Genomic DNA, 21,492 nt, shown 5'->3' on the forward strand with positions numbered 1-21,492 from the left:
ACCTAGTTCTACCGGGTCGGCGGCGCCTTCACAGTGTGGATGTCACAGTGTGGCGGCGGATCCCGTCACGCGGTCGAGCTCGGCCAGCAACCGGGCCTTCGTCCGGGCGCCGACGAACGTGGCCACCGGCTCGCCGCTGCGGAAGACGATCAGCGTGGGCAGCGACATGACCTGGTACCTGCGCGCCGTCTCGGGGTTGGCGTCGGTGTCGATTTCGCGCACCGTGAGGGAATCCGCGCGCTCGGCGGCGATCTCGGCCAGCACCGGCGCGATCATGCGGCACGGCGGGCACCACTGCGCGCCGAACTCGACGAGCACCGGACGCTCGTGCTCGAGGACGTCGGCGGCGAAGGTGGCATCGGTGGTCATCGGGTCTCCGTGATGTCGGCGGTGTCAGTGGTGTTTGCGGAGTCGGCGGTGTTTGCAGCCGAACCGGCTGGTTCGAGCCGGCACGGGTCCTGCCGGGCCGAGGCCTCGGCGAGCTTGTCCATCAACGCGGTCCGCACGGCCCCGAGGTCACGCAGGCACCGCTCCACCTCGTCGAGCTTGCGCCGGTACACCTCCACCGACGCCGGGCACGCGTCGCCGGACTCATGTCCGGTGCGCAGGCAGTCGACGAACGGGCGGGTGTCCTCGAGGGTGAACCCGACGGTGCGCAGCGTCTGGATCTCGCTGACCAGCCGGAGGTCGTCCTCGTCGTAATCCCGGTACCCGTTCGCCGACCGCCCCGCCGGCAGCAGCCCCTGCGCCTCGTAGAAGCGCAGCGCCCGTGGTGTGATCCCCGCCCGCCGGGCGAGCTCGCCGATCCGCATGCGTCCGACGCTAGACCTTGACGTGGGCGTCAAGGCAACGCTCAGCCCGCGACCTTGCCGGCGTACTCGCGGAACTGCACCGCGTTGGCGGCTCGCGAGCTCATGTAGTCGAACACCTTCCCGAACACCGGGCCGGTCAGCATCTTGTACATCCGGTTGCGGCTGCGCAGCTTCTTCTCGTTCTCCGGCACCAGGAACCCGCCCGAGCCGGCACCGTTCTTGTGCCCGACGTGCGCGGCCTTGCGCAGGCGCTGCTCGTACCTCTCGAACGCGACCACGTGGTCGCCGCCCGCGGCCGCCAGCTCGCCGGCGAGGATCTGCGCACCCATCATCGCCAGGCCGGTGCCGGAGCCGCCGGGGCCGGCGCACCACGCGGCGTCGCCGAGCAGCACCACGCGGCCGGTGGACCAGCGGTCGAGGCTGATCTGGCCGACGGTGTCGAAGTAGAGGTCCGGCGCGTCGTCGACCGCGCTCAGCAGCCGCTGCATCTCCCAGCCCGCGCCGGCGAACACGTCGGCCACGATCTCCTTCTGCCGCTCGAGGTCCGGGCGGCCATAGCCCCGCGGGTCGCCACGGAAGTACAGGATCACGGTCACGCTCTCGCCGTCGCGGCCGCTGTAGACCATCGCGCCGCGGCCCGGCTCGTTGAAGATGAGGCCGCTGTGGTCGAGCCCGAGGTGGTTGGGTGCGGTGAAGCCGGCGACGTGGTAACCGAGGTCCTTGCGGAAGCGCGCCTCGGCACCGAACGCGGCGGTCCGCACGCCCGAGTGCACCCCGTCGGCGCCGACCACCAGGTCGAACCGGCGCGGCGCGCCGTGGCGGAAGGTCACCTCCACGCCGTCGGCGGTCTCGGTCAGCGAGGTGACGCGGTCGCCGAACACGTACTCGGTGTAGTCCTGGGTGCTCTCGTAGAGGATGCGGGCGAGGTCGCCGCGCAGGATCTCGAGCTCGCCGCTGGCGAACGAGCTGGGCACGGTCACGATCGGCTTGCCCGCGGTGTTGAGCAGGAGCTGGTCGCCCATGCCGGTCTCATACGCCCGCAGCTGCTCGGTGAGGCCCATGGCGTCGATGACCTTCATCTGCTCGCCGCGGAAGTCCACGGCCTGGCCGCCGGGGCGCAGCTTCGGGGCCGCCTCGACCACGGTCACGGAGTAGCCGTAGTGGTGCAGCCAGAAAGCGGCGGCCGGACCTGCCACGCTGGCACCGGAAACAAGCACGGTCTTGGTCATCGCTGGAGTCCCTTCTCGGGGTTCGGCTTTCGATGACGCAAGACTGCGGCCCGGCGCTGACCGTGCCCGCACGGTCGGCTGACAGCGCCGGTGCGCGGTGGTCAGCGGGCGGCGGAACCGGTCAGCGAAGTCCCTGCACGCCGGAAACCAGCAGGTCGACGCCCCGGGCGAAGTACGAATCCTCGTCGCCGCAGTCGGCGAGCGCGTCGGACGCGGCCGACACGTTCGGGAACCGGTCGGCCGGCAGCGCGGCCAGCGCCGTGCGTTTGCGGGCCACTGCTTCGTCGCGCGAAGCAGCGGGGTGCGCGTCCGTGGCGCCCGGTTCGGCCGTCACGAGCGTGACGCCGGCCGAAAGGAGATACCCGCCGAGCTCGGCGGCCTCTTCGGCGGTGAAGCCGCCTTCGCGCAGCAGGCCGAGCACGTGGTCGGCGACCGTGAGCCCGGCGTGGGACTCGAGGATGCGGGGCGGCACGAGGCCGGCCACCGCCGGGTGCGGACGCACGGCGGCCAGCACCGCCACCAGCGCGGCACGCAGCCGCTCGTGCCACGAACCCTCGGCCGCGGGCAGGTCGACGTCGGCCAGCAGCCGCTCGGCGAGGCCCGCCACCAGCTCGTGCTTGTCCTTGAAGTGCCAGTACAGGGCCATCGGCGTGACGCTGTGGTCCTGCGCGAGCCGCCGGATCGTCAGCGCGTCGAGACCTTCACGGTCGACCAGGGCGAGGGCGCCTTCGACGATCGTGTCGCGGCTGAGCTTCTCGCGCGTTTTGGCCACGATCGCGACTTTACCTCGTACAGGGGCCGTCTTCGTCGTCCGCGTTCAGGCGCGTGACCATGCGGTCGAACACGCGGCCGAGCACCTCGACCTCGTCGGGTTCGAGCTGGTCGAAGAAGTACCGGCGCACGGTTTCCACGTGCTCGGGCGCGGCCGCCTCGATGGCCTCGCGCCCGGCCGGCGTGAGGCGCAGCATCGCTCCGCGCGCGTCTTCCGGACAGTCCTCACGCGTCACCAGGCCGCGCTTCTCCATGCGGCTCACGTGGTGCGAAAGCCGGCTGCGGTCCCAGCTGATCTGCATGCCGAGGTCACGCATGCGCAGCACGTCACCCGGCGCTTCCGAGAGGGGCACCATGACCATGTAGTCGGCGCCGGACAGCCCCGCGTCGTGCACGAGCTGCCGGTCGATGGCACCGTTGAGCGACCGCTGGAGCAGGTGGAACAGCTTCCAGACGTGCAGCTCCCGCTCGTCGAGCCAGCGTACGTCCGTCATGATGCGAGTCTACCTAAATTGTTGACGTATCACCATATTGTCTGCCCCGCCTCCGGCAGGGCGTGCGAGATCGCCTAGAAGCCGGCGTCTCGATCGGGCGGTCGGATCGGCCGGGGGGCCGATCGCACCGCCCGATCGAGACGCCGGCGCGATCTCGCTCCGGGGTTGCTTTTAGGGGCTGGGCTGGGGGGTGAGGGCGACGATGACCGCTGGGTCGCGTTCGCCGGCGTAGAGACGCTCGACGAACGCCACGCGACGGGCCAGCACGCGGCGCTGGTTGAGGTAGCCCTTGTCCGTGATCTCGCCCGCGTCGAGGTCGGGCGGCTCGGCGAGCACGACCAGGCGCTCGACCCGGCCCGCCGAGCCCGCCGCCGCGTTCATCGCCGCCAGCAGCTTGCCGACGTGGGCGTGCAGCTCGGCGTGGACCACGCAGCCGTCGGTGGCGTCGAGCGAGCCGGGGAACAACGCGCGCGCCTCGGCCTGGTTGAGCCAGGCCAGTGCGCTCACGTACGAGCGGTTCTCCCCCGCGATCACCGCGTCGGACAGCAGCGGCACGGCCGAGAGCAGCGCCGTGCGCAGCGCGCCGACGCGGACGAAGGTGCCCGTGTCGAGCTTGAAGTCCTCCGCGATCCGGCCGCCGAAGAGCAGCCCGGTGTTGCCGTCCTCCGACACCGGCACGGCCGCGTCGCCCGTGCGGTAGAAGCCCTCGTCGTCGAAGGCCGCTTCGGTGAGGTCGGGCCGGTGCAGGTAACCCGGGGTCACGGCGGCGCCGCGCACGCGGATCTCGCGGGCTTCGCCGACGGGCGCGAGCTTCACCTCGAGGCCCGGCAGCGGCACGCCGATGCACCGCGCGTCGTCGAACGGGAAGTGCGCGCTCGTGACGGCGGGCGCGGTCTCGGTCGCGCCCCAGGAGCTCGTGAGCGGCACGTCGGCACCTGCCGCCGCGGCGGCCTTCATCAGCCGCGCGCGCAACGCCGCCGGCAGCGCGGCCGCGGCGTTGAACAGCAGCCGCAGCCGGGAGAAGAACACACGCGCGAACTCCGGGTCCTGTTCGAGCACCGGCACGAGCTGCGCGTAGCCCGCGGGCACGTTGAAGTACAGCGTGGGCGGCACCGAGCGAAGGTTCTCCAGGCTGCGGCCGAACAGGTGCGGCGCCGGTTTGCCGTCGTCCACGTACAGCGTGCCGCCGTTGTGTAGCACGAGGTTCAGGTTGTGGTTGCCGCCGAAGGTGTGGCTCCACGGCAGCCAGTCGACGAGCACCGGCCGCTCCTCACCGAGGAACGGCCACGCCTGCCGGATCGCCTGCTGGTTCGAGCACAGCATCCGGTGCGTGTTCAGCACGCCTTTCGGCGAGCCGGTGGAGCCGGACGTGAAGAGCACCTTCGCGAGCGTGTCCGGCCCGGTTTCGGCGTACGCGGCTTCGAGCTCCGGGCCCGGTGAAGTCGCCAGCAGATCGTCGAGGGCTTCCGCGCCCGGCACGGCGTCGACCTCACGCGCCAGCACCACCGTGGCGCCGTCAGCTCCGACCGCGGCCAACGCCTTCGCGAACGGCCCGCCGGCCTCGGCGAACACCAGGCCCGGCCGCAGCACCTTCGTGATCTCCCTGATCCGCGCGTGGTCGCCGCTGAGCAGGGAGTACGCGACGCTGATCGGCGCCACCGGCACACCGGCCGTGAGCGCGCCGAGTGTGAGCACGAAGTGGGCGACGGAGTTGCCCGACAGGATCATCACCGGCCGGTCGGGGCCGAGACCGCGGTCGAGCAGGGCCTGGCCGAGCGCGTCGGCCCGGCGGCGGACCTCGCCGTAGGTCAGCGTGGCCCAGCCGTCGCCGGAGCGTTCGGCCACCAGTGGGTAGTCCGGGTCGACCTGCGCCCAGGCGCGCAGCATCGTGGCCACGCCACGCGGGTACGGACCGAGCGGGTCGCGGGAGCGGAAGACGACGCTTCCGTCCGGCCGGTCCGCTCGTTCGATGTCGGGTTCGGCGAACATTCGACCGCCTCCAGGTGAGACCACACTGTCTCACATAACTATTGCGGCTCGCGAGGAATTTGTCGAATGTCAGTTTCGGACGCCTCGGTGAGCCGCCGCAGCACGGCGCCGGACTTGAGCAGCAGCTCGATCTCGTCGTGTTCGAGGTCGCCGATCCGCTCCACGAACACGCGCGACTCGTCGCGCACCACGTCGCTGAGCCGGCGCCGGCCCTGCTGCGTGAGGTGCACCCAGCTCACGCGCTTGTCGGCCTTGTCCGCGGCGCGCGCGACGAGGCCGGCCTCCTCCATGGCGTGCACGACCTTGGTGGCCGTGGGCTGGGAGCAGCCGACCTCGTCGGCGAGCGCGCCGATGCGCAGGGGTCCGGAGCGGTTCAGCTTCACGAGCACGAGCAGCTGCGTGCGCGGCAGGCCGTCGGGCGGCGCCGCGCGGTGCAGCTCACGCAGCAGCCGGTGCAGCGACAGCACGAACTGGAACGCCTCGTCGGCGTCGATGTCCGGTGGCTCGCTCACCATGGCCCGCTCCCTCACCCTCGTGTCACCGGATCCGCAGCTCCGGTGAGTACAGATCGAACCAGGTCGCGAAGTTCAGCACACGCTCCAACAGCGGACGGAGGAACGGCACGGTGTCCTTACGGGCAAGCAGGCCCGCGAACACCTCGCGGTCGAACAGGTCGAACACGGCGTGCCCCGGCGTGGCGAGCACGTCGCCGACCTGGTCGCGCAGAGCTTCAAGGTACTTCGGATCCTGCGTGGACGGATACGGGCTCTTCACCCGCTCGGCCACCGACGTCGGCAGCACGTCGCGAGCCGCCGCGCGCAGCAGGCTCTTCTCGCGGCCGTCGAAGGTCTTCGTGGTCCACGGCGTGTTGTAGACGTATTCCACGAGCCGGTGGTCGCAGAACGGCACACGTACTTCCAGCCCGGTGGCCATGCTGAGCCGGTCCTTGCGGTCGAGCAGGATCCGCACGAACCGCGTGAGGTGCAGGTAGCCGATCACGCGCATGCGGCGTTCGTGGTCGGTCTCGCCGGCTCGCGTGCCGGCCTCGGCGACCGCGGCCGAGTACGAGTCGCGCAGGTACCCGCCGAGGTCCAAAGTGGACCGCAGGCCGCCGGTGAAGATCCGGCTCATCCCGCCCTCACCCGACTGCAGCCGCCGCGCGAGCCACGGGAAGGTGTCGGCCTGCTGCACCTTCGGGTCGTGGAACCACGCGTAGCCGCCGAACACCTCGTCGGCCGATTCGCCGGACAGCGCCACGGTGGACTGCTCCCGGATCGCGCGGAACAGCAGGTACAGCGAGTTGTCCAGCTCGCCGAGCCCGGTCGGCAGGTCGCGGGCCCGCACCACGGCGCGGCGCACGGCCGGGTCGGCCAGCGCCGCGGGGTCGAGCACGATGTCCTGGTGCGTCGAGCCCACGTGCCGGTGCACATCGCGCACGTACGGCGCGTCCGGAGTGCCGCGCATCGCGTCGGGCACGAAGTTGTCTTCCTGCCCGACGAAATCCACCGCGAAGCTGCGCACCCGCTCGTCCTGCTCGGCCAGCTGCTGCGCGGCCAGCGCGGTGATCACGCTGGAGTCGAGGCCGCCCGAGAGCAGCACGCACCGCGGCACGTCGGCCACGAGCTGGCGGCGCACGATGTCGTCGAGCAGCTCGCGCACGTGGCGCACCGTCACGTCGATGTCGTCGGTGTGCTCCGCCGGCTCGAGCTGCCAGTAGCGGCGCACGCTCAGGCCGGTGCGGTCGAGCGTGACGACCGTGCCCGGCTCGACCTCGCGCATGCCGGCCCACACGGCCTGGCCCGGGTTCTTGGTGAACGACATCAGCTCGCGCAGGCCGTCGGTGTCCACCACCGGCCGGATCTCCGGGTGCGCGAGGATCGCCTTCGGTTCCGAGCCGAACAGCAGCCCGTCGCCGTGGAGCGAGTAGTACAGCGGCTTGATGCCCATGCGGTCGCGGATCAGGACCAGGCGCTCCTCGCGCGGGTCCCAGATCGCGAACGCGTACATGCCGTTCAGGCGTTCGGCCAGGCCGGCGCCCCATTCGAGGTAGCCGCGCAGCACCACCTCGGTGTCGCTGGCGGTGGTGAACCGGTGCCCCCGGGCCTGCAGCTCGGCGCGCAGCTCCTCGAAGTTGTAGACCTCACCGCTGTAGGTCAGCGCGACCGTGCCGCCGGCTTCGGCGGTCATCGGCTGCGTGCCCAGCTCGAGGTCGATGATGGCGAGGCGCCGGTGGCCGAACGCCGCGTGGTGGTGGAACCACGTGCCGCTCGCGTCCGGCCCCCGGCACGCCATGGTGGCGGTCATGGCCGCCAGCGTCTCCTGCTCGGCCGCCAGGTCGCGGCCGTAGTCCACCCATCCCGTGATCCCGCACATGTCCAGCCCCCGCACCCGTCAGAGAGAAACATTCATAGGGAATGAAACTGGTTGACGAGGGTCCGGCGCCACTCGGACGAACCGGACACCGATGTGCCGATCCGGCCGGGGCGCCGGTGTTTCCGCTGCTGAGGTGCCCGCCTGGACGAGCGCCGTGACCTGCGTCACGAAGTGGGGTAGAGCCGGCCCATCAGTTCGAGAACCTCCTCGATCATCAGCCCCGCCTTCGCCTTCGACGGAGCGGCCGCGACCTCGCGGCCCGCCTCCGTGGACATCGCGGTGAGCGAGAGCACGAGCATGTCCGAGAGCGGCCGGGTGTGGCCGTTGACCAGCGTGGCGTTGGCCGTGAGCCACTCCCGGAACCGCTCGCGGGTGAGCAGGCCGAAGCCCGCCGGCCCGTTGCCGGACAGGAACAGCCGCGCGAGCTTGCGCTCCTGCCAGCACCCGTCGAGGTAGGCACGCGCTCCGGAGATGTAGAGCCGGAGCGCGTCCTCCTCGCCCTGCGCCAGCGCCGTGCGGAACGCCTTCGCGGACCGGTGCTGCTGGCGGCGGTTGTATTCGTTGTAGAGCGTGATGTACAGATCGGACTTCGCGACGAAATGGTGGTACAGGCTGCCGATGCTGGCGCCCGCCCGTTCGGCGATGGCGGCCATGCTCGCCTGGTCGTACCCCGACGCGGTGAAGACCTCACCGGCCGCCTCGAGCAGCGCCGCGCGGGTCGCTTGCGCCCGCTTGCTCCCTGTCGCCTCCGTCATGGCGTGATTGTGCCGGACGGACTCACGCCGCGGGGATGCCGTTGGCCGGAGCCGGTGGTTGCGGTTGTGTGTAGGGGGTCACGGGACCGTCACCGTCGTCGGTGGTGAGCGGCGTTCCCGACGACACCTGCTTGCCGTCCTTGATCATCGCGATCTGCCCGCCGGTGTAGCCGGCGTGCGAATCGGCGCTGTAGCGGAACGGCACCAGGCCCGGCCCGGTGAGGCCGCCCTTCTGCAGCGCGTCGACGATCCCCTGGCGCGTCGGGTTCTTCCCGGCGCGGGCCAGCGCCTGCGTGAACGTGTAGGCGTAGGACATGGCGTAGTAGACGTTGCCGTCAAAAGGAACGTTCGGGATGTACTGGTCGTGGATCTTCTTGAACAGCGCGGTCCACGTGTTGCTCAGGTCGTCGACCGGCGGCAGGTAGGCCGAGGTGACCAGGCCTTCGATGAGGTCCTGTCCCTTCACCGACGATCCCGCCTGCTTGGCGAAGTTCTCCAGCAGCCCCGACACCGTGATCGGGTCGGCACCGACGCTGGAGGCCACGAGCGTGGGCGAGTAGCCGAGCTTCAGCGACGTGAGCTTGAACAACGCGGTGTAGGCCGGGATCGCCTCCAGCACCACCACGTCGGCCTTCGTCGCGGCGATCGCCGACACCTGCGCGGCCACGTCGGTGTTGCCCGGCTGGTACGGCTGGCGCGTGACGACGGAGGACTGGTCGATGTACTTGTCGAGGCCCTTCATGCCGTCGCGGCCGAAGTCGTCGTCCTGGTAGAAGTACGCGACCTTCTTGCCGGCGAAGTTCTTCTTCACGTAGTCGCCGAGGATCTTGCCCTCCACCGTGTAGTCCGGCTGCCAGCCGAAGGTGTAGGGGTTCTTCTTCGGCTGGTCCCAGCACGTGCAGCCGGACGCCACGAACAAGTCCGGCACGCGGGAGGAATTGAGGAAGTCCACCACCTTCGTGTGCGTGGGCGTGCCGAGCGAGCCGACGATCGCGAACACCTTGTCCTGCAGCACGAGCTGCTTGGTCAGCGTGACGGTCTGCGCCGGGTTGTAGGCGTCGTCGAGGTACTTGAGGGTGATCTTGCGACCGTTGATGCCGCCGTTGGCGTTCACGTAGTCGAAGAACGCCTTCGCGGCCGGGCCCTGCTCGCTGTAGCCCGGCGCGGCCGTGCCCGTGAGCGGGATGGTGGAGCCGATGGTGACGCTGTCGGCGGTGATGCCGGGCGTCGACTCGGCGGAATCGCCGCCCGAGGCGCAAGCGCCGGCGGTGAGGGCGACCACCGCGGCCAGGGCGACCGCGGCGGATGCAGGTCGGCGTATGGTCATCTTCTCGTCTCCTGACGGTTCTCCGGCGGCTGTGCTTCTTGGGTCGGTGTCTTCGGTGTCTCTTGTGGACGGTTCAGCCGGGCCTTGAGCACGGCGCCGAGTTTGCGCACCCCGGACTGGATGCCGCCGGGGAACGCGATGATCACCACGATCAGCACCAGCCCGTAGAGCACGAGCGGGATGTTCGCGTAGATCGCGCGGGGCAGGTCGGCCTGCTGCGCGAGGTCGGCGGTCCAGTTGGGCAGCAGGGTCACGATGACCGCGCCGTAGACCGCGCCGGCGAGGCTGCCGAGGCCGCCGAGCACCGCCGCGGTGAGCAGCGAGAGCGAGAGGCTCAGCGTGAACGCGCCGGGCGCGGCCAGGCTGTTGACGATCGCGAACAGCCCGCCGGCCAGGCCGGCGAACGCGGCGCTGATGCCGAACGTGACGATCTGAGTGCGCGCCACGTGTACGCCGGACAGCGCGGCTGCCTGCTCGTCCTCGCGCACCAGCCGCATGTCGCGCCCGAGCCGGCTGCGCGTGAGGTTGGCCAGCAGGAAGAGTGAGACCACCAGGCACAGCCCGCAGATCCAGGCCTGCCAGCGTTCGAGCGGGAAGCTCTCGCCGAGCGAAAGCGGCGGCGGGTCGGAGGTCACGATGAGGCCGTTCGCGCCGCCGAGCAGGTCGCGCAGGCCGTGGTAGTCGGCCAGCGACGGCAGGCCGACGGCGAGCGCGAGCGTCGCACCCGCCAGGTACGGGCCGCGCAGGCGCGCGGCCGCCACGCCGACGAGCGAGCCCAGCGCGCCACCGACGACCACCGAGCCGAGCAGCACGAGCACCAGCGGCCACTCGAGGTGCTCCAGCAGCAGCGCGGTCGTGTAGGCACCCACGGCCACGAACGCGCCATGGCCCAGGGAGATCTGTCCCGACAGTCCGGAGAGGACGGTGAGACCCGCGGTCGCGATGGCGGTGTAGCAGATCTGGGAGAACTGCAGGTTCGCGAACGCGTCAAGCGAAGTCGTCACGAAGTACAGAACGATCAGGCCCAGCACGGACAGCGTGAGGTGGCGGACCAAAGTGGACCGTTGCCAGAGGCGGACCGGGGCCGCCGCGGCGAGCGCCGTCATACCCGCCTGCCCTTCGTGGAACCGAACAGCCCTTGCGGACGCAGCATCAGCACTCCGATGAGGACGACGAGCGAGGCCAGCGTGACGATGTCGGACCCGAGGTACCCGGCCACGTAGCTGAGCACGATGCCGAGCGCGAGCCCGCCGACGACCGCGCCCGGCGGGCTGTCGAGCCCGCCGATCACGGCCGCGGTGAAGCCGAACACCAGCACCGCGTCGAACGCCGTGGGGCTCACGAACGTGCTGGGTGCCACGAGCACACCGGCGATCGCGCCGACCGCCGCGGCCAGCGCCCAGCCGACCGTGAGCATCCGCCCGACCCGCACCCCCAGCAGCCGCGCCACTTCCGGCGCGAACGCCGAGGCCCGCATGCGCAGGCCCAGGTTCGTCTTGCGGAACACCAGCGCCAGCACGGCCATCACCACGAGGACCACGAGCACGATCCACAGGTCGTTGGGCGCGAACAGCAGCTGGCGGTCACCCGCCTTGAACCCGGCGATGCCGAACGCCGGCGGGTACGAGCGCGGGGTGCCGCCGAACAGCATCCCGGCCACGCCCTGGAGCAGCACGAGCAGGCCGAAGGTGACCACCACCGCGTCGAGCGGTGATCTCTTCTCCACCGGCCGCACCAGCACGCGTTCCACCACGGCGCCGAGCACGAGTCCACTGAGGACGGCCACGATCAGCGCGAGCCAGTAGGACCCGCCGTGCGAGACGATCGTGTAGGCGATGAACGTGGTGATCATCAGCATGCCGCCCTGCGCGAAGTTCACGATCCGCGTGGAGCGCCAGATCAGCACGAGGGCCAGCGCGACGGCCGAGTACACGGCCCCGCTCGTGAGCCCGGCGAGGGTCAGGTCGAGGAAGCGGCCCATCACACCTCCAGGTAGGCGCGGCGCACGCGGTCGTCGGCCGCGAGGGTGTCGGCGGTGTCGTCGGCGACCTTGCGGCCGAGGTGCAGCACCACGGCCCGGTCGGCGACCGAGAGCGCGGTCGCCGCGTTCTGCTCCACGAGCAGCAACGTCAGCCCGCTTTCCTCGCGCAGCGTGCGCAACACGGCCTCGATCCGGGCCGACACGCGCGGCGCGAGGCCGAGTGAGGGTTCGTCGAGCAGCAGCAGCGCGGGCCGGCTCATCAGCGCGCGGCCGATGGCGAGCATCTGCCGTTCGCCGCCGGAAAGCGCTTCCGCCCGCTGGTGGCGGCGTTCGGCCAGCGGCGGGAACAGGTCGTACATCTCGCCGGTGCCGGTCCTGAGCCAGGCCCGGTCGCGCCGCCACAGCCCGCCCAGGCGCAGGTTCTCCTCCACCGTGAGCTCGGCGATCACGCCGCGGCCCTCGGGTACGTGGGCGACGCCGAGACGGACGAGGTCTTCGGGTGCCAGTCGCGTGATGTCGCGGCCCTGCAGCTGCACGGCGCCGTCGCGCGGGCGGTGCAGGCCACTGAGCGCGCGCAGCAAGGTGGTCTTGCCGGCGCCGTTGGAGCCGAGCACCGCGGTGATGGATCCCTGTTCCACCACCAGATCCACGTGGTCCAGCGCCCGCACCGGGCCGTAGTCGACCACGAGTCCGCTCACGTCAAGCATGCGCACCGCCCTCCCCCGCGACGGCTGCGACCGGGTCGCCCAGGTACGCCCGCTGCACCTGCGGGTCGGCCCGCACCTGCGCCGGGGTGCCGCGCGCGATGACCTCGCCGAAGTCGAGCACCACCAGCGAATCGCACAGGTTCATCACGAAGTCCATGTGGTGTTCCACCAGCATCACGGTGGTGGCCGGCGCGAGGCCGCGGACGATGTCGGCCAGCTCGCCGACCTCCGTCGCGGAAAGGCCGGCCGCGGGTTCGTCCAGCAGCAGCAGGCGCGGCTCGCTCACCAGAGCGCGGGCGAGAGCGACACGTTTGCGCACGCCGTAGGGCAGGCCGGCGCAGATCCGCTTCGCCTCACCGTCGATGCCCAGTCGGCGCAGCACGTCCATCGCGCGGTCGGCCAGCGCGCGCTCGTCCTTGTCGGCCCACGGCGAGGCGAGCAACGCGCCCGCGAGGCCGGTGCGGGAGCGGTGCGTGGCGCCCGCGACCACGTTGTCCAGCACCGTCAATCCCGCGAACAGCCCGAGTCCTTGCAGCGTGCGGGCGATGCCGTGGCGCGTGAGGCGTTCGGGCCGCGGCCGGTCGAGCGACTGGCCGGCGAAGGTGATCGCGCCGGAATCAGGACGGACGAAGCCGCAGATGGTGTTGAACAGCGTGGTCTTGCCCGCACCGTTGGGACCGATCACCCCGAGCACACAGCCGGTGCTCACTTCCAGCGAAACCTGCCTGAGCACCTCGAGCCCGCCGAAGGAGACACAGAGCCCCTCCGCCCGCAGCAGTACAGGATCCCCGACCACGCTCACCCCACCGCCTCGTTGCAGTGACACCGGCAAAGCAGAATCCGATTCGGACGCGACGAACAGTACAGACATCTCCCTGGCTTGCCCAGACCTGTTATCGGGCCGAGTTCAGGGATACCTCGGATTGACGCGAACGACCTTGATCAACTGAGCTCGACCGAATGTTGTTCTGGCTAAGTAATGCGTGCTATACCCGGCACTTGCGTGGTGCCGCACCGTGCGGCGCCGTGAGCAACGAGGTGCGAAGTTGAGAAACCGTACTTGGCGCTCGACCGCGGTAGTGGCCGCTCTGGCCGTGCCGATCCTCCTCACCACAGCGGCGACCTCGGCCGTCGCGCAGCCGGGTGGACATGCCCGGTTGGGAATCACGACCGTGTCCAACCCCCGTCCCGATCTGGTCAGCGGAGGCCAGGTCCTGGTCAGAGTCACGCCGCCGGACGCGCACGCAAATGTTCGCGTGTCCGCCGGCGGCCACGACGTCACGCGGGCGTTCCACAGCCAGCGCGACGGCAGCCTGCTCGGGCTCGTGACCGGGCTGCGCGACGGCGCGACCGACCTGGTCGCGACGGCCGGGCACGATCGCGCTCGCTTGAGCGTGGTCAACCACTCGATCACCGGCCCGGTGTTCTCCGGACCGCAGCAGAAACCGTTCTACTGCGAGACCACGGCGTACGGCCTGCCGCCGGCGACCATGCCGCTGTGCAGCGCGCCGACGCAGGTTACCTATCAGTACAAGAACACCGCGGGCAAGTTCGTCGCGCTGGCCGACCCGGCTTCCCGCCCGGCCGACCTCGCCACCACGACGAGCGGCGCGCCCTACATCGTGCGGCTCGAACGCGGGACCATCGACCGGGCCGTGTACGAGATCGCCGCGTTGGCCTCCGGCCCCGCCACGCCGTCGCCCTTCGTCGCGACGCCCGACTGGAACGGCAAGCTGGTCTACACCTTCGGCGGCGGCTGCAACTCCGGCTATCACCAGGGTGCCGGCACCGGCGGTGTGGTCAACGACCTGTTCCTCTCCCAGGGGTACGCGGTGGCGTCGTCGAGCCTGAACGTGCTCGACAACAACTGCAGCCCGATCATCTCGGCCGAGGCCGCGATGATGGTGAAGGAACACTTCGTCGAGACCTACGGCCCGGTGCAGCACACCATCGGCTGGGGCGGCTCCGGCGGCGCGATCCAGCAGTACGACATCGCCGAGAACTACCCCGGCATCGTCGACGGCATCATCCCCGGCGTGTCCTTCCCGGACCCGATCACCACGGCCGGGCCGGTGGCCGACTGCCGGTTGCTGAACCGGTACTTCACCACGGCCGGCTTCACGGACGCCCAGAAGCTCGCCGTGGCCGGCTGGAACTCCTACTCCAGCTGCCTCTCGTGGGACGCCACGTTCGCCAGCCGCGCGACGGCCACGGACTCCTGCAACTCGGCCATCCCGGTCGCGGTGCGGTGGGACCCGGTGACCAACCCACACGGCGTGATCTGCAATTCGAACGAGCAGTTCGCGAACCAGCTGGGCCGTGACCCGAAGACCGGGTTCGTGCGCAACACGCTGGACAACGTCGGCGTGCAGTACGGCCTGGACGCTCTTCGGTCCGGCGCGATCTCGGCGGCCCAGTTCGTGTCGTTGAACGCTTCCATCGGCGGGCTGGACTACACGGGCAAGCCGGTGGCCGCGCGCTCCTCGGCCGACCCGCGAGCCCTGGACACGTTGTACCGCGACGACATCTTCAACACGGCGTCGCAGGGCCTGGCTTCCACACCGATCATCGACCAGCGCACGGACCTCGACCTGGCGGGCGCCGGCAACGACATCCACACGTCGGAATGGTCCTTCGTGATGCGGCAACGGTTGCTTGACGCCAATGGCACCGCCGCGAACCAGGTGATCATCGCCAACCACCCGACGGCCGGCGAACAGGCGGCGGCGAGCGTCTACGAGCTGGACGCGATGGACCGTTGGCTGACGGCGATTTCTTCCGACCACTCAGGTCGGGGCGCCGCCGCGAAGGTGATCGCGAACCGGCCGCACGACCTGTCGGACGGCTGCTACTTGTCCGCGACCCAGCGCGTGCAGGAGAAGCTGACCGATCCGTCGTCGGGCCAGTGCGGTGCGCTGTACCCGGTGGCGGAGAACACCCGGATGGCCGCCGGTGAAGGGTTGGCCATGGACGTGCTGAAGTGCCAGACCCGTCCGCTGGACTTCGGTTCGTACCCGGTTCACTTCACCGCCGCCGAGAAGGCTGCCCTGAAGAAGACCTTCCCGACGGGCGTCTGCGACTACCGTCGCGACGGTGTGGGCGAGCGTGAGCCTGCGGGTGTGTGGCGGAACTATGGGAGCCGCGCGTAAGCAGTAGCAAGGGAAAAGACGGCTCCTCGCTTCCTCGCGAGGAGCCGTCTTTCATCTCAGCGGAACGCGGAGCTCAGAACAGCTTGCGCTTCGCTGCCTGTTCGACCAACGTCTTCCCGTCCTCAGGGAGGAGGAAGTGCTGGTTTTCCAACCGCTGCACGACGTCCGACACCTGCTGCCGGTAGTCGTTGTTGTTGTAGTACAGCGACTTCAGCACGCCGGCGTCGAAGTCTCGATGCGTGCCGTACAGGACGCAGAATGACGACAGGGGGTTGTCGAGGTTGGCGGGAGAGTTGATGCCGTCGTTGAGACCCGTCGGGGTTTCCACGTCGGGGAGGCGGATGCCGCCCTGGGCGAGGCCGAGGGGGTCGCGGGCCAGCGTCGCGGGTGGGCCCGGGTCGATGAGGGCCAGGGGTGCGGCGCGGCGTGGGGCGATGCCGCGGCTGACCCACTTGTCGAGGGCGTCGTAGGCGGCGTGGAAGACCGCCCAGGACTCGACCTGGCTCGGGCCCGGGTTGGTGCAGGCGAAGGGGGCTTGCTCGCCGAACTCGCGGGACTGGATGGCGCCGAGCGTGGTGCGGAAGTCGGTCGGGTCGGTGCCGGTGGAGTAGGCCGGCACGTGGGAGGCGCCGGCGATTTCCCAGGTGCGCAAGGTGTCCGAGTCGGGCGCGGTTTTGCTCGGCACGCCGGCGCCGCGGTAGACGTCGTTCTCCGTGTAGACGCGGATGGCCTTGGTGCCGACACCCTCGCGCGGGGGCAGGGAGCTGTCGGACAGTGCGAAGAGGAAGCCGTCGTAGGCGTGGCGCAGGGGCTGGACCGTGTTGTAGTACACGCCGAGGTAGCGGCCGGACTGCGAGGCGCCGCCGGCGTACACGCGGTCGATGCCCAGGTCCGCCAACGGGTTCTTCTTGCCGCGGCCCTTGAGCAGCTGCGCGATCTGCGTGTAGATGTCGAACGACTGCGAGTCGTCCGTGACGGCGCCGCCGTTGGTCACGTCGAGGGAGCCGTAGCGCTGCGGGCTCCACTGCGTGAGGCCGAGCCCGGCAGTGCCGCCGGTCGTGGCGCCGTTCACGCCGACGCGCTGCACCGAAGCGCCGACCCACGTCCAGCCGTTGCGCACGTAGTAGTCGGCGCTCGTGCCCCACTCGGTGTCGATGTCGTGCCCGGCGGTCACGTTCTGCCAGTCGACCACGGCCACGCCGGCCGATTTCGCGGGCTTCACCGGCCGGCGCACCACGATTCGCGTGGTGTACGGCGTGGTGCCCATCGGCGTCGCGGCCTGCTTCTGCTGGTCGACGGTCGGGTTCGGGTTGTAGCGCGTGGCCGTGCCCGAGATGAAGAACTCTTCTTCCTCGTAGCCGGCCTTCTTCAGGTTGTACGGCGTGGAGTAGAAGACGTAGTCGTGCGCGGGATCGCCGGGTTTGCCCTGCGCCGGGATGGGGCCGGTGATCGTGGCCGGCCCGTTGCCGGGAGCGGTGGTCGGGGGTTTCGACGCAGCAGAAGCGGCAGAACCAGAGGGAACAGCAGGCGCGGCGAGCGCCGGCGTCGCGGCGAGCAAGAGGGTGAGCGGTGCCAGGAGGATGGTGGTACGCAGTCTTCGTTGAGTGCGGTTTCCGGACATGTACGTCCCTTCACGAGGGTGACAGCCTCTTTCCGGCGCGGCCAGTGAACGCCCGCTTAGTCAGCCATGTCAAGAATCTCATTCGGTTTTCCCTCGTGACCGAGCCCGGATTAGCCCGGACGTACGAGAGTCGAGACCGAATCCCGTTCTACTTCCACGAAGTCCACATCAGACCACCCCGAAGCCTCACCCGGTCGCGCTGGTGATCTTCTGGCAAGATTCCCCCTCAAGCGGTTGATCTTCACCCCATCGGCGAAAGGCGCGGCGCATGGCCCTGGGCAGGAAGCTCGCCGTGGTCACCACGGCGGCCACCACGATCACGGCCCTGCTCGCACCGGCGGCCGGCGCGAGCACCGAGACCGTGGACTGGAAACCGTGCCCCACCGCCGCCGGCGTCGAGTGCGGCACCGTGACCGTGCCCATCGACTGGGCGCACCCCGGCGACGGCACGATCCAGCTCGCCCTCGCCCGCCGCAAGGCCACCGACCCCGCGCACCGCATCGGCTCGATCCTCATGGACCCCGGCGGCCCCGGCGGCGCGGGCGCTGCCGAGGTGCAGGACGGCTGGACGCTCTCGCCCGCCATCACCGCCCGCTTCGACACCGTGGGCTTCGACCCGCGCGGCGTCGGCCAGAGCAGCCCCGTGCGCTGCGGCCTCACCGAGGTCACCGCGCCGAACCCGCAGCTGCCCAAGAGCAGCACCGAATTCCGCCAGCTCACCGCGCGCAACCAGGCGCTGGGCGCCAGCTGCGCGAAAACCACCGGCCCGCTCGCCGACCACGTGGACACCACCAGCGTCGCCCACGACATCGACGCCATCCGCGCCGCGCTCGGCGAAGCCAAGCTCACCTACTACGGCACTTCCTACGGAACCCTCATGGGCCAGGAGTACGCCGAGACCTTCCCCGGCCGCGTGCGCGCGCTGGTGCTCGACGGCACCATGGACCACTCCGTGCGCAGCACGTGGGAGTTCCTGAGCTCCCAGACCCGCGCGACGCAGGAGATGTTCGACCAGTTCGCCCACTGGTGTGCCACCACCGCGTCGTGCGCCCTGCACGGCCAGGACGTGCACGCGGTCATGGCGCAGCTCTACTCGCGCGCCGAACAAGGCCGGCTCGGGACGCCCGACGACCCGCTGGACCCGGTCGCGCTGGTCGGCATGATCACGCACGCCTTCTACGGTCCCGACTGGGCCGGCCTCGCCACCAGCATGGTCAACCTGCGCGACGGCAAGCCCGCCGAATCCGCGTTCGGCGACATCACCGTGCCCACGTCGTTCAGCAGCATCTTCTGCTCCGACTGGCGCCTGCCCATCAGCGGTTACGGCGAGCTCGAAACCTTCCGCCGGTCCCTGTCCGCCATCGCCCCCGACGTGCGGTTCTCGCCCCTGGCCTGGACTTCCGCCACCGGCTGCCTCGGCTGGCCCGCGCCCGTGCGCGACCCGCAGCGCACCCCGGGCTTCCTCGGCCACCTGCCGGTGCTGCTGCTCAACAGCCGCTACGACCCCGCCACCCCGTACTCCTGGGCCCAGCACCTGTCCCGCCAGACCGGCGCGCCGCTGCTGACCTACGACGGCTGGGGCCACAGCGCCTACTTCAAGAACAGCGACTGCATGGTGTCCACAACGGACAAGTTCCTTCTCGACGGCACCCTGCCGAGGCGCGGAACCCACTGCGCCGCCGTGCCGGTCGGCCCCGCCGAGTCCCGCGTCGACCATCCGGCCTATTGACCGAAAACGGGCCTCCCCGATACCCCGGGGAGGCCCGTTTTCCGTTTCAGGTCAGTAATCGTCGCGCCCGGTGAACTGCTGCTCCAGCAGCTCGGCCGAGCCCGCCACCAGCTCCAACGGGTCGGTGAACTCGTTGATGTCGAGGTTCACCAACGGCAGCGAATGGCGCAGCACCAGGTGCTCCCCCATCACCACGATCCCGCCGACCACCAACGTGTGCCCCACCTCGGTCAGCACGTCGAGCAGGTCCACCTCATCCACGCGCGCGAACGGCGTCGCGATCTGCACCCAGTCTTCCTTCTTGTCGAAGATCTCGTGCGCGATCACCACCACCTGCGCGCGGCCCGTGGTCTCCGCGTCGTCGCCGAACGCCATGCGGATCCGCACCTCGTCCGGCTCCTCGCGGATCACCCGGTACTCCTGCCTCATGAACGCGACCAGATCGGCCCATCCCGCCACGCGGCTTCCTCCCGTTTTTCGTGAGTGACAAGAAGAAGCGTAGTGAACCCGGACCGTCTCGGCTGACCCTTGCCAGATCCGTCCTGTTTGCGCATTTCGCGCGGCCGTGTCCCTCGTTTACGCTGACCGCATGCGACCCCTGCGCTACACCATCAACGTGACCCTCGACGGCTGCGTCGACCACCGCGCCGGTGAGCCGAACATCGACGTCCACCGGCACGCCACGGCCACCCTGAGCCGCGCCGACGCCCTGATCTTCGGCCGCGTCACCTACCAGATGATGGAAGAGGCCTGGGGCCCCGGCGCGAACGTCGACGCGATGCCGGCGTGGATGCTGCCGTTCCGCGAGGTGATCGACCCGGCGAAGAAGTACGTCGTGTCCAGCACCCTGCCCTCGGTCGGCTGGAACGCCGAACTGATCACCGGCGACCTCGGCGAAGCCGTACGACGGCTGAAGGCCGAGCCGGGCGAGAGCCTCTACGTGGGCGGCGTGACGTTGCCGCTCGCACTCGCCGAGCTGGGCCTGATCGACGAGTACGAGTTCATGGTGCAGCCCAGTATCGCCGGCCACGGCCCGAGACTGTTCGACGGATTGCCGGCCCAGCTCGACCTGCGGCTGGTGAACCGTCAGGAGTTCGACTCCGGGGCCGTGGCCCTCACCTACCGGCCCAGGGGTTAGAGCAGCTTCCACGCCCCGGTGAGCGCCTCGCGCAGGATCGACTCCATCTCGTCGAACTCCGACTGCCCGCAGATCAGCGGCGGCGACAGCTGCACCACCGGCTCGGCCCGGTCGTCGGCCCGGCAGTAGAGCCCGGCCTCGAACAACGCATCCGAGAGATAGCCCCGCAACACGCGCTCCGACTCCTCGGCGGTGAAGGTCTCCTTCGTCGCCTTGTCCTTCACCAGCTCGATGCCGTAGAAGAAGCCGGCACCGCGCACGTCCCCGACGATCGGCAGGTCCAGCAACCGGTCGAGCGTGCCGCGGAACGCCGTTTCCTGCGAGAGAACGTGGCCGTACAGGTCGTCGCGCTCCATCAGGTCGAGGTTCGCCAACGCCACCGCGCACGAAACCGGGTGCCCGCCGTAGGTCGAGCCGTGCATGAACGTGGTGCCGCCGGAACCGAACGGCTCCGCCAGCCGGTCGCTCACCAGCACCGCGCCCAGCGGCGCGTAACCCGACGTGAGGCCCTTGGCGACGGTGATGATGTCGGGCTGGTAGCCGTAGCGCTTGGCCGCGAAGTCGTGGCCGACCCGGCCGAACGCGCAGATGACCTCGTCGGACACCAGCAGCACGTCGTGCCGGTCGCAGATTTCGCGCACCCGCTGGAAATACCCGGGCGGAGGCACGAAACAGCCGCCGGTGTTCTGCACCGGTTCCAGGAACACCGCCGCGACCGTGTCCGCGCCCTCGAACTCGATGGCCTGCTCGATCTGGTCGGCGGCCCAGCGGCCGTACGCCTCGTAGTCGTCGGCGTGCACCGGCGCGCGGTAGAAGTTGGTGTTCGGCACCCGCAGCGTGCTGGGCACCAGCGGCTCGAAATCGGCCTTGGCACCGGGAATGCCGGTGATCGACAACGCGCCCTGCGAAGTGCCGTGGTATGCCAGCGCCCGGCTGATCACCTTGTGCTTGGTCGGTTTCCCGACCACCTTGAAGTACTGCTTCGCCAGCTTCCAGGCCGTCTCCACGGATTCGCCACCGCTCACGGTGAAGAACACCCGGTTCAGGTCGCCGGGCGCCGCCGCGGTGAGCCGCTCGGCCAGCTCGATGGCCGGCGGGTGCGCGTGGCCCCACAACGGGAAGTACGCCAGCTGCTTGGTCTGCCGCGCCGCCGCCTCGGCCAGCTCCTCCCGGCCGTGGCCCACCTGCACGGCGAACAGCCCGGCCAGCCCGTCGAGATACCGCTTCCCCCGCGAATCCCACACGTACGCGCCCTCGCCGCGCACGATCACCGGCACCTCCGAGGACTCGAAACTCGAGTGGCGCGTGAAGTGCAGCCAGAGGTTGTCCCGCGCGGACTCGGCCATCCCGGCGGCAGCGGCGTGGGGTTCGGCGGTAGTGGTCATGGCTCCTCGCAGACCTCGAAGCACCGGACGCG

Annotated in this window: 20 protein-coding genes; 3 read left to right on the top strand and 17 right to left on the bottom strand. The window is 70.1% G+C overall.

Annotated features, from left to right (window positions below; translation table 11 throughout):
* Nucleotides 1–42 precede the first annotated feature (42 nt).
* The 14 genes from trxA to VSH64_RS27040 form a co-directional block, all read right to left on the bottom strand.
* Nucleotides 43–369: a thioredoxin gene (trxA, locus tag VSH64_RS26975; protein WP_326565502.1), complete on the bottom strand. Its 327-nt coding sequence runs from the start codon at nt 367–369 to the stop codon at nt 43–45.
* A complete protein-coding gene (locus VSH64_RS26980; RefSeq protein WP_326565503.1) occupies nt 366–812 on the bottom strand; it encodes a MerR family transcriptional regulator in 447 nt (148 codons plus the stop codon). Before VSH64_RS26980 ends, trxA begins: the two co-directional genes overlap by 4 nt.
* A gap of 41 nt (nt 813–853) precedes the next feature.
* Nucleotides 854–2,041 (bottom strand): FAD-dependent monooxygenase, encoded by a 1,188-nt coding sequence (locus VSH64_RS26985; RefSeq protein ID WP_326565504.1) that lies wholly within the window; start codon nt 2,039–2,041, stop codon nt 854–856.
* A gap of 121 nt (nt 2,042–2,162) precedes the next feature.
* Complete coding sequence (locus VSH64_RS26990) at nt 2,163–2,813, bottom strand: TetR/AcrR family transcriptional regulator C-terminal domain-containing protein (protein ID WP_326565505.1); 651 nt, start codon at nt 2,811–2,813, stop codon at nt 2,163–2,165.
* Nucleotides 2,814–2,823: 10 nt separating this feature from the next.
* On the bottom strand, nt 2,824–3,306 hold the full coding sequence (locus VSH64_RS26995) for a MarR family winged helix-turn-helix transcriptional regulator (RefSeq protein ID WP_326565506.1): 483 nt from the start codon (nt 3,304–3,306) through the stop codon (nt 2,824–2,826).
* Nucleotides 3,307–3,477: 171 nt separating this feature from the next.
* Nucleotides 3,478–5,295 carry a feruloyl-CoA synthase gene (locus VSH64_RS27000; protein ID WP_326565507.1) on the bottom strand — a complete coding sequence of 606 codons (1,818 nt, stop codon included), beginning with the start codon at nt 5,293–5,295 and terminating at the stop codon, nt 3,478–3,480.
* A gap of 38 nt (nt 5,296–5,333) precedes the next feature.
* A complete protein-coding gene (locus tag VSH64_RS27005; RefSeq protein WP_326565509.1) occupies nt 5,334–5,810 on the bottom strand; it encodes a MarR family winged helix-turn-helix transcriptional regulator in 477 nt (158 codons plus the stop codon).
* Between the two features lie 22 nt (nt 5,811–5,832).
* Entirely contained in the window at nt 5,833–7,668 is a 1,836-nt protein-coding gene (gene asnB / locus VSH64_RS27010) for an asparagine synthase (glutamine-hydrolyzing) (RefSeq protein WP_326838033.1), read from the bottom strand.
* 164 nt (nt 7,669–7,832) lie between these two features.
* Nucleotides 7,833–8,423 (bottom strand): TetR/AcrR family transcriptional regulator, encoded by a 591-nt coding sequence (locus VSH64_RS27015; protein WP_326565510.1) that lies wholly within the window; start codon nt 8,421–8,423, stop codon nt 7,833–7,835.
* A 22-nt stretch (nt 8,424–8,445) separates the two neighbouring features.
* Nucleotides 8,446–9,750: an ABC transporter substrate-binding protein gene (locus tag VSH64_RS27020; protein WP_326565512.1), complete on the bottom strand. Its 1,305-nt coding sequence runs from the start codon at nt 9,748–9,750 to the stop codon at nt 8,446–8,448.
* Nucleotides 9,747–10,856 (bottom strand): branched-chain amino acid ABC transporter permease, encoded by a 1,110-nt coding sequence (locus tag VSH64_RS27025; RefSeq protein WP_326565513.1) that lies wholly within the window; start codon nt 10,854–10,856, stop codon nt 9,747–9,749. Before VSH64_RS27025 ends, VSH64_RS27020 begins: the two co-directional genes overlap by 4 nt.
* Entirely contained in the window at nt 10,853–11,731 is an 879-nt protein-coding gene (locus tag VSH64_RS27030; RefSeq protein WP_326565514.1) for a branched-chain amino acid ABC transporter permease, read from the bottom strand. Before VSH64_RS27030 ends, VSH64_RS27025 begins: the two co-directional genes overlap by 4 nt.
* Nucleotides 11,731–12,438, bottom strand: a complete 708-nt coding sequence (locus tag VSH64_RS27035; protein WP_326565515.1) for an ABC transporter ATP-binding protein — start codon at nt 12,436–12,438, stop codon at nt 11,731–11,733. Before VSH64_RS27035 ends, VSH64_RS27030 begins: the two co-directional genes overlap by 1 nt.
* Nucleotides 12,431–13,264 (bottom strand): ABC transporter ATP-binding protein, encoded by an 834-nt coding sequence (locus VSH64_RS27040; protein WP_326565516.1) that lies wholly within the window; start codon nt 13,262–13,264, stop codon nt 12,431–12,433. Before VSH64_RS27040 ends, VSH64_RS27035 begins: the two co-directional genes overlap by 8 nt.
* Before the next feature lie 220 nt (nt 13,265–13,484).
* Between VSH64_RS27040 and VSH64_RS27045 the strand changes: the two genes are divergently transcribed.
* Nucleotides 13,485–15,587: a DUF6351 family protein gene (locus VSH64_RS27045; RefSeq protein WP_326565517.1), complete on the top strand. Its 2,103-nt coding sequence runs from the start codon at nt 13,485–13,487 to the stop codon at nt 15,585–15,587.
* A gap of 73 nt (nt 15,588–15,660) precedes the next feature.
* Here the strand turns inward: VSH64_RS27045 and VSH64_RS27050 are convergent, their stop codons facing one another.
* Nucleotides 15,661–17,208, bottom strand: coding sequence for an alpha/beta hydrolase domain-containing protein (locus VSH64_RS27050; RefSeq protein WP_326565518.1), 1,548 nt, complete (start codon nt 17,206–17,208; stop codon nt 15,661–15,663).
* A 268-nt stretch (nt 17,209–17,476) separates the two neighbouring features.
* Between VSH64_RS27050 and VSH64_RS27055 the strand changes: the two genes are divergently transcribed.
* Nucleotides 17,477–18,937 (top strand): alpha/beta hydrolase, encoded by a 1,461-nt coding sequence (locus VSH64_RS27055; RefSeq protein ID WP_326565519.1) that lies wholly within the window; start codon nt 17,477–17,479, stop codon nt 18,935–18,937.
* Nucleotides 18,938–18,988: 51 nt separating this feature from the next.
* On the opposite strand, the gene VSH64_RS27060 is transcribed toward VSH64_RS27055, so the two are convergent.
* Nucleotides 18,989–19,396, bottom strand: a complete 408-nt coding sequence (locus tag VSH64_RS27060) for a hypothetical protein (RefSeq protein ID WP_326565520.1) — start codon at nt 19,394–19,396, stop codon at nt 18,989–18,991.
* 130 nt (nt 19,397–19,526) lie between these two features.
* Between VSH64_RS27060 and VSH64_RS27065 the strand changes: the two genes are divergently transcribed.
* On the top strand, nt 19,527–20,075 hold the full coding sequence (locus VSH64_RS27065; RefSeq protein ID WP_326565521.1) for a dihydrofolate reductase family protein: 549 nt from the start codon (nt 19,527–19,529) through the stop codon (nt 20,073–20,075).
* Here the strand turns inward: VSH64_RS27065 and VSH64_RS27070 are convergent.
* Nucleotides 20,072–21,460 carry an aspartate aminotransferase family protein gene (locus tag VSH64_RS27070; RefSeq protein ID WP_326565522.1) on the bottom strand — a complete coding sequence of 463 codons (1,389 nt, stop codon included), beginning with the start codon at nt 21,458–21,460 and terminating at the stop codon, nt 20,072–20,074. The two genes, VSH64_RS27065 and VSH64_RS27070, sit on opposite strands and share 4 nt — an antisense overlap.
* Nucleotides 21,461–21,492 lie beyond the last annotated feature (32 nt).

It is taken from the genome of Amycolatopsis rhabdoformis (genome assembly GCF_035918295.1).
In the GTDB taxonomy this organism is placed as follows: Bacteria; Actinomycetota; Actinomycetes; order Mycobacteriales; family Pseudonocardiaceae; genus Amycolatopsis; species Amycolatopsis rhabdoformis.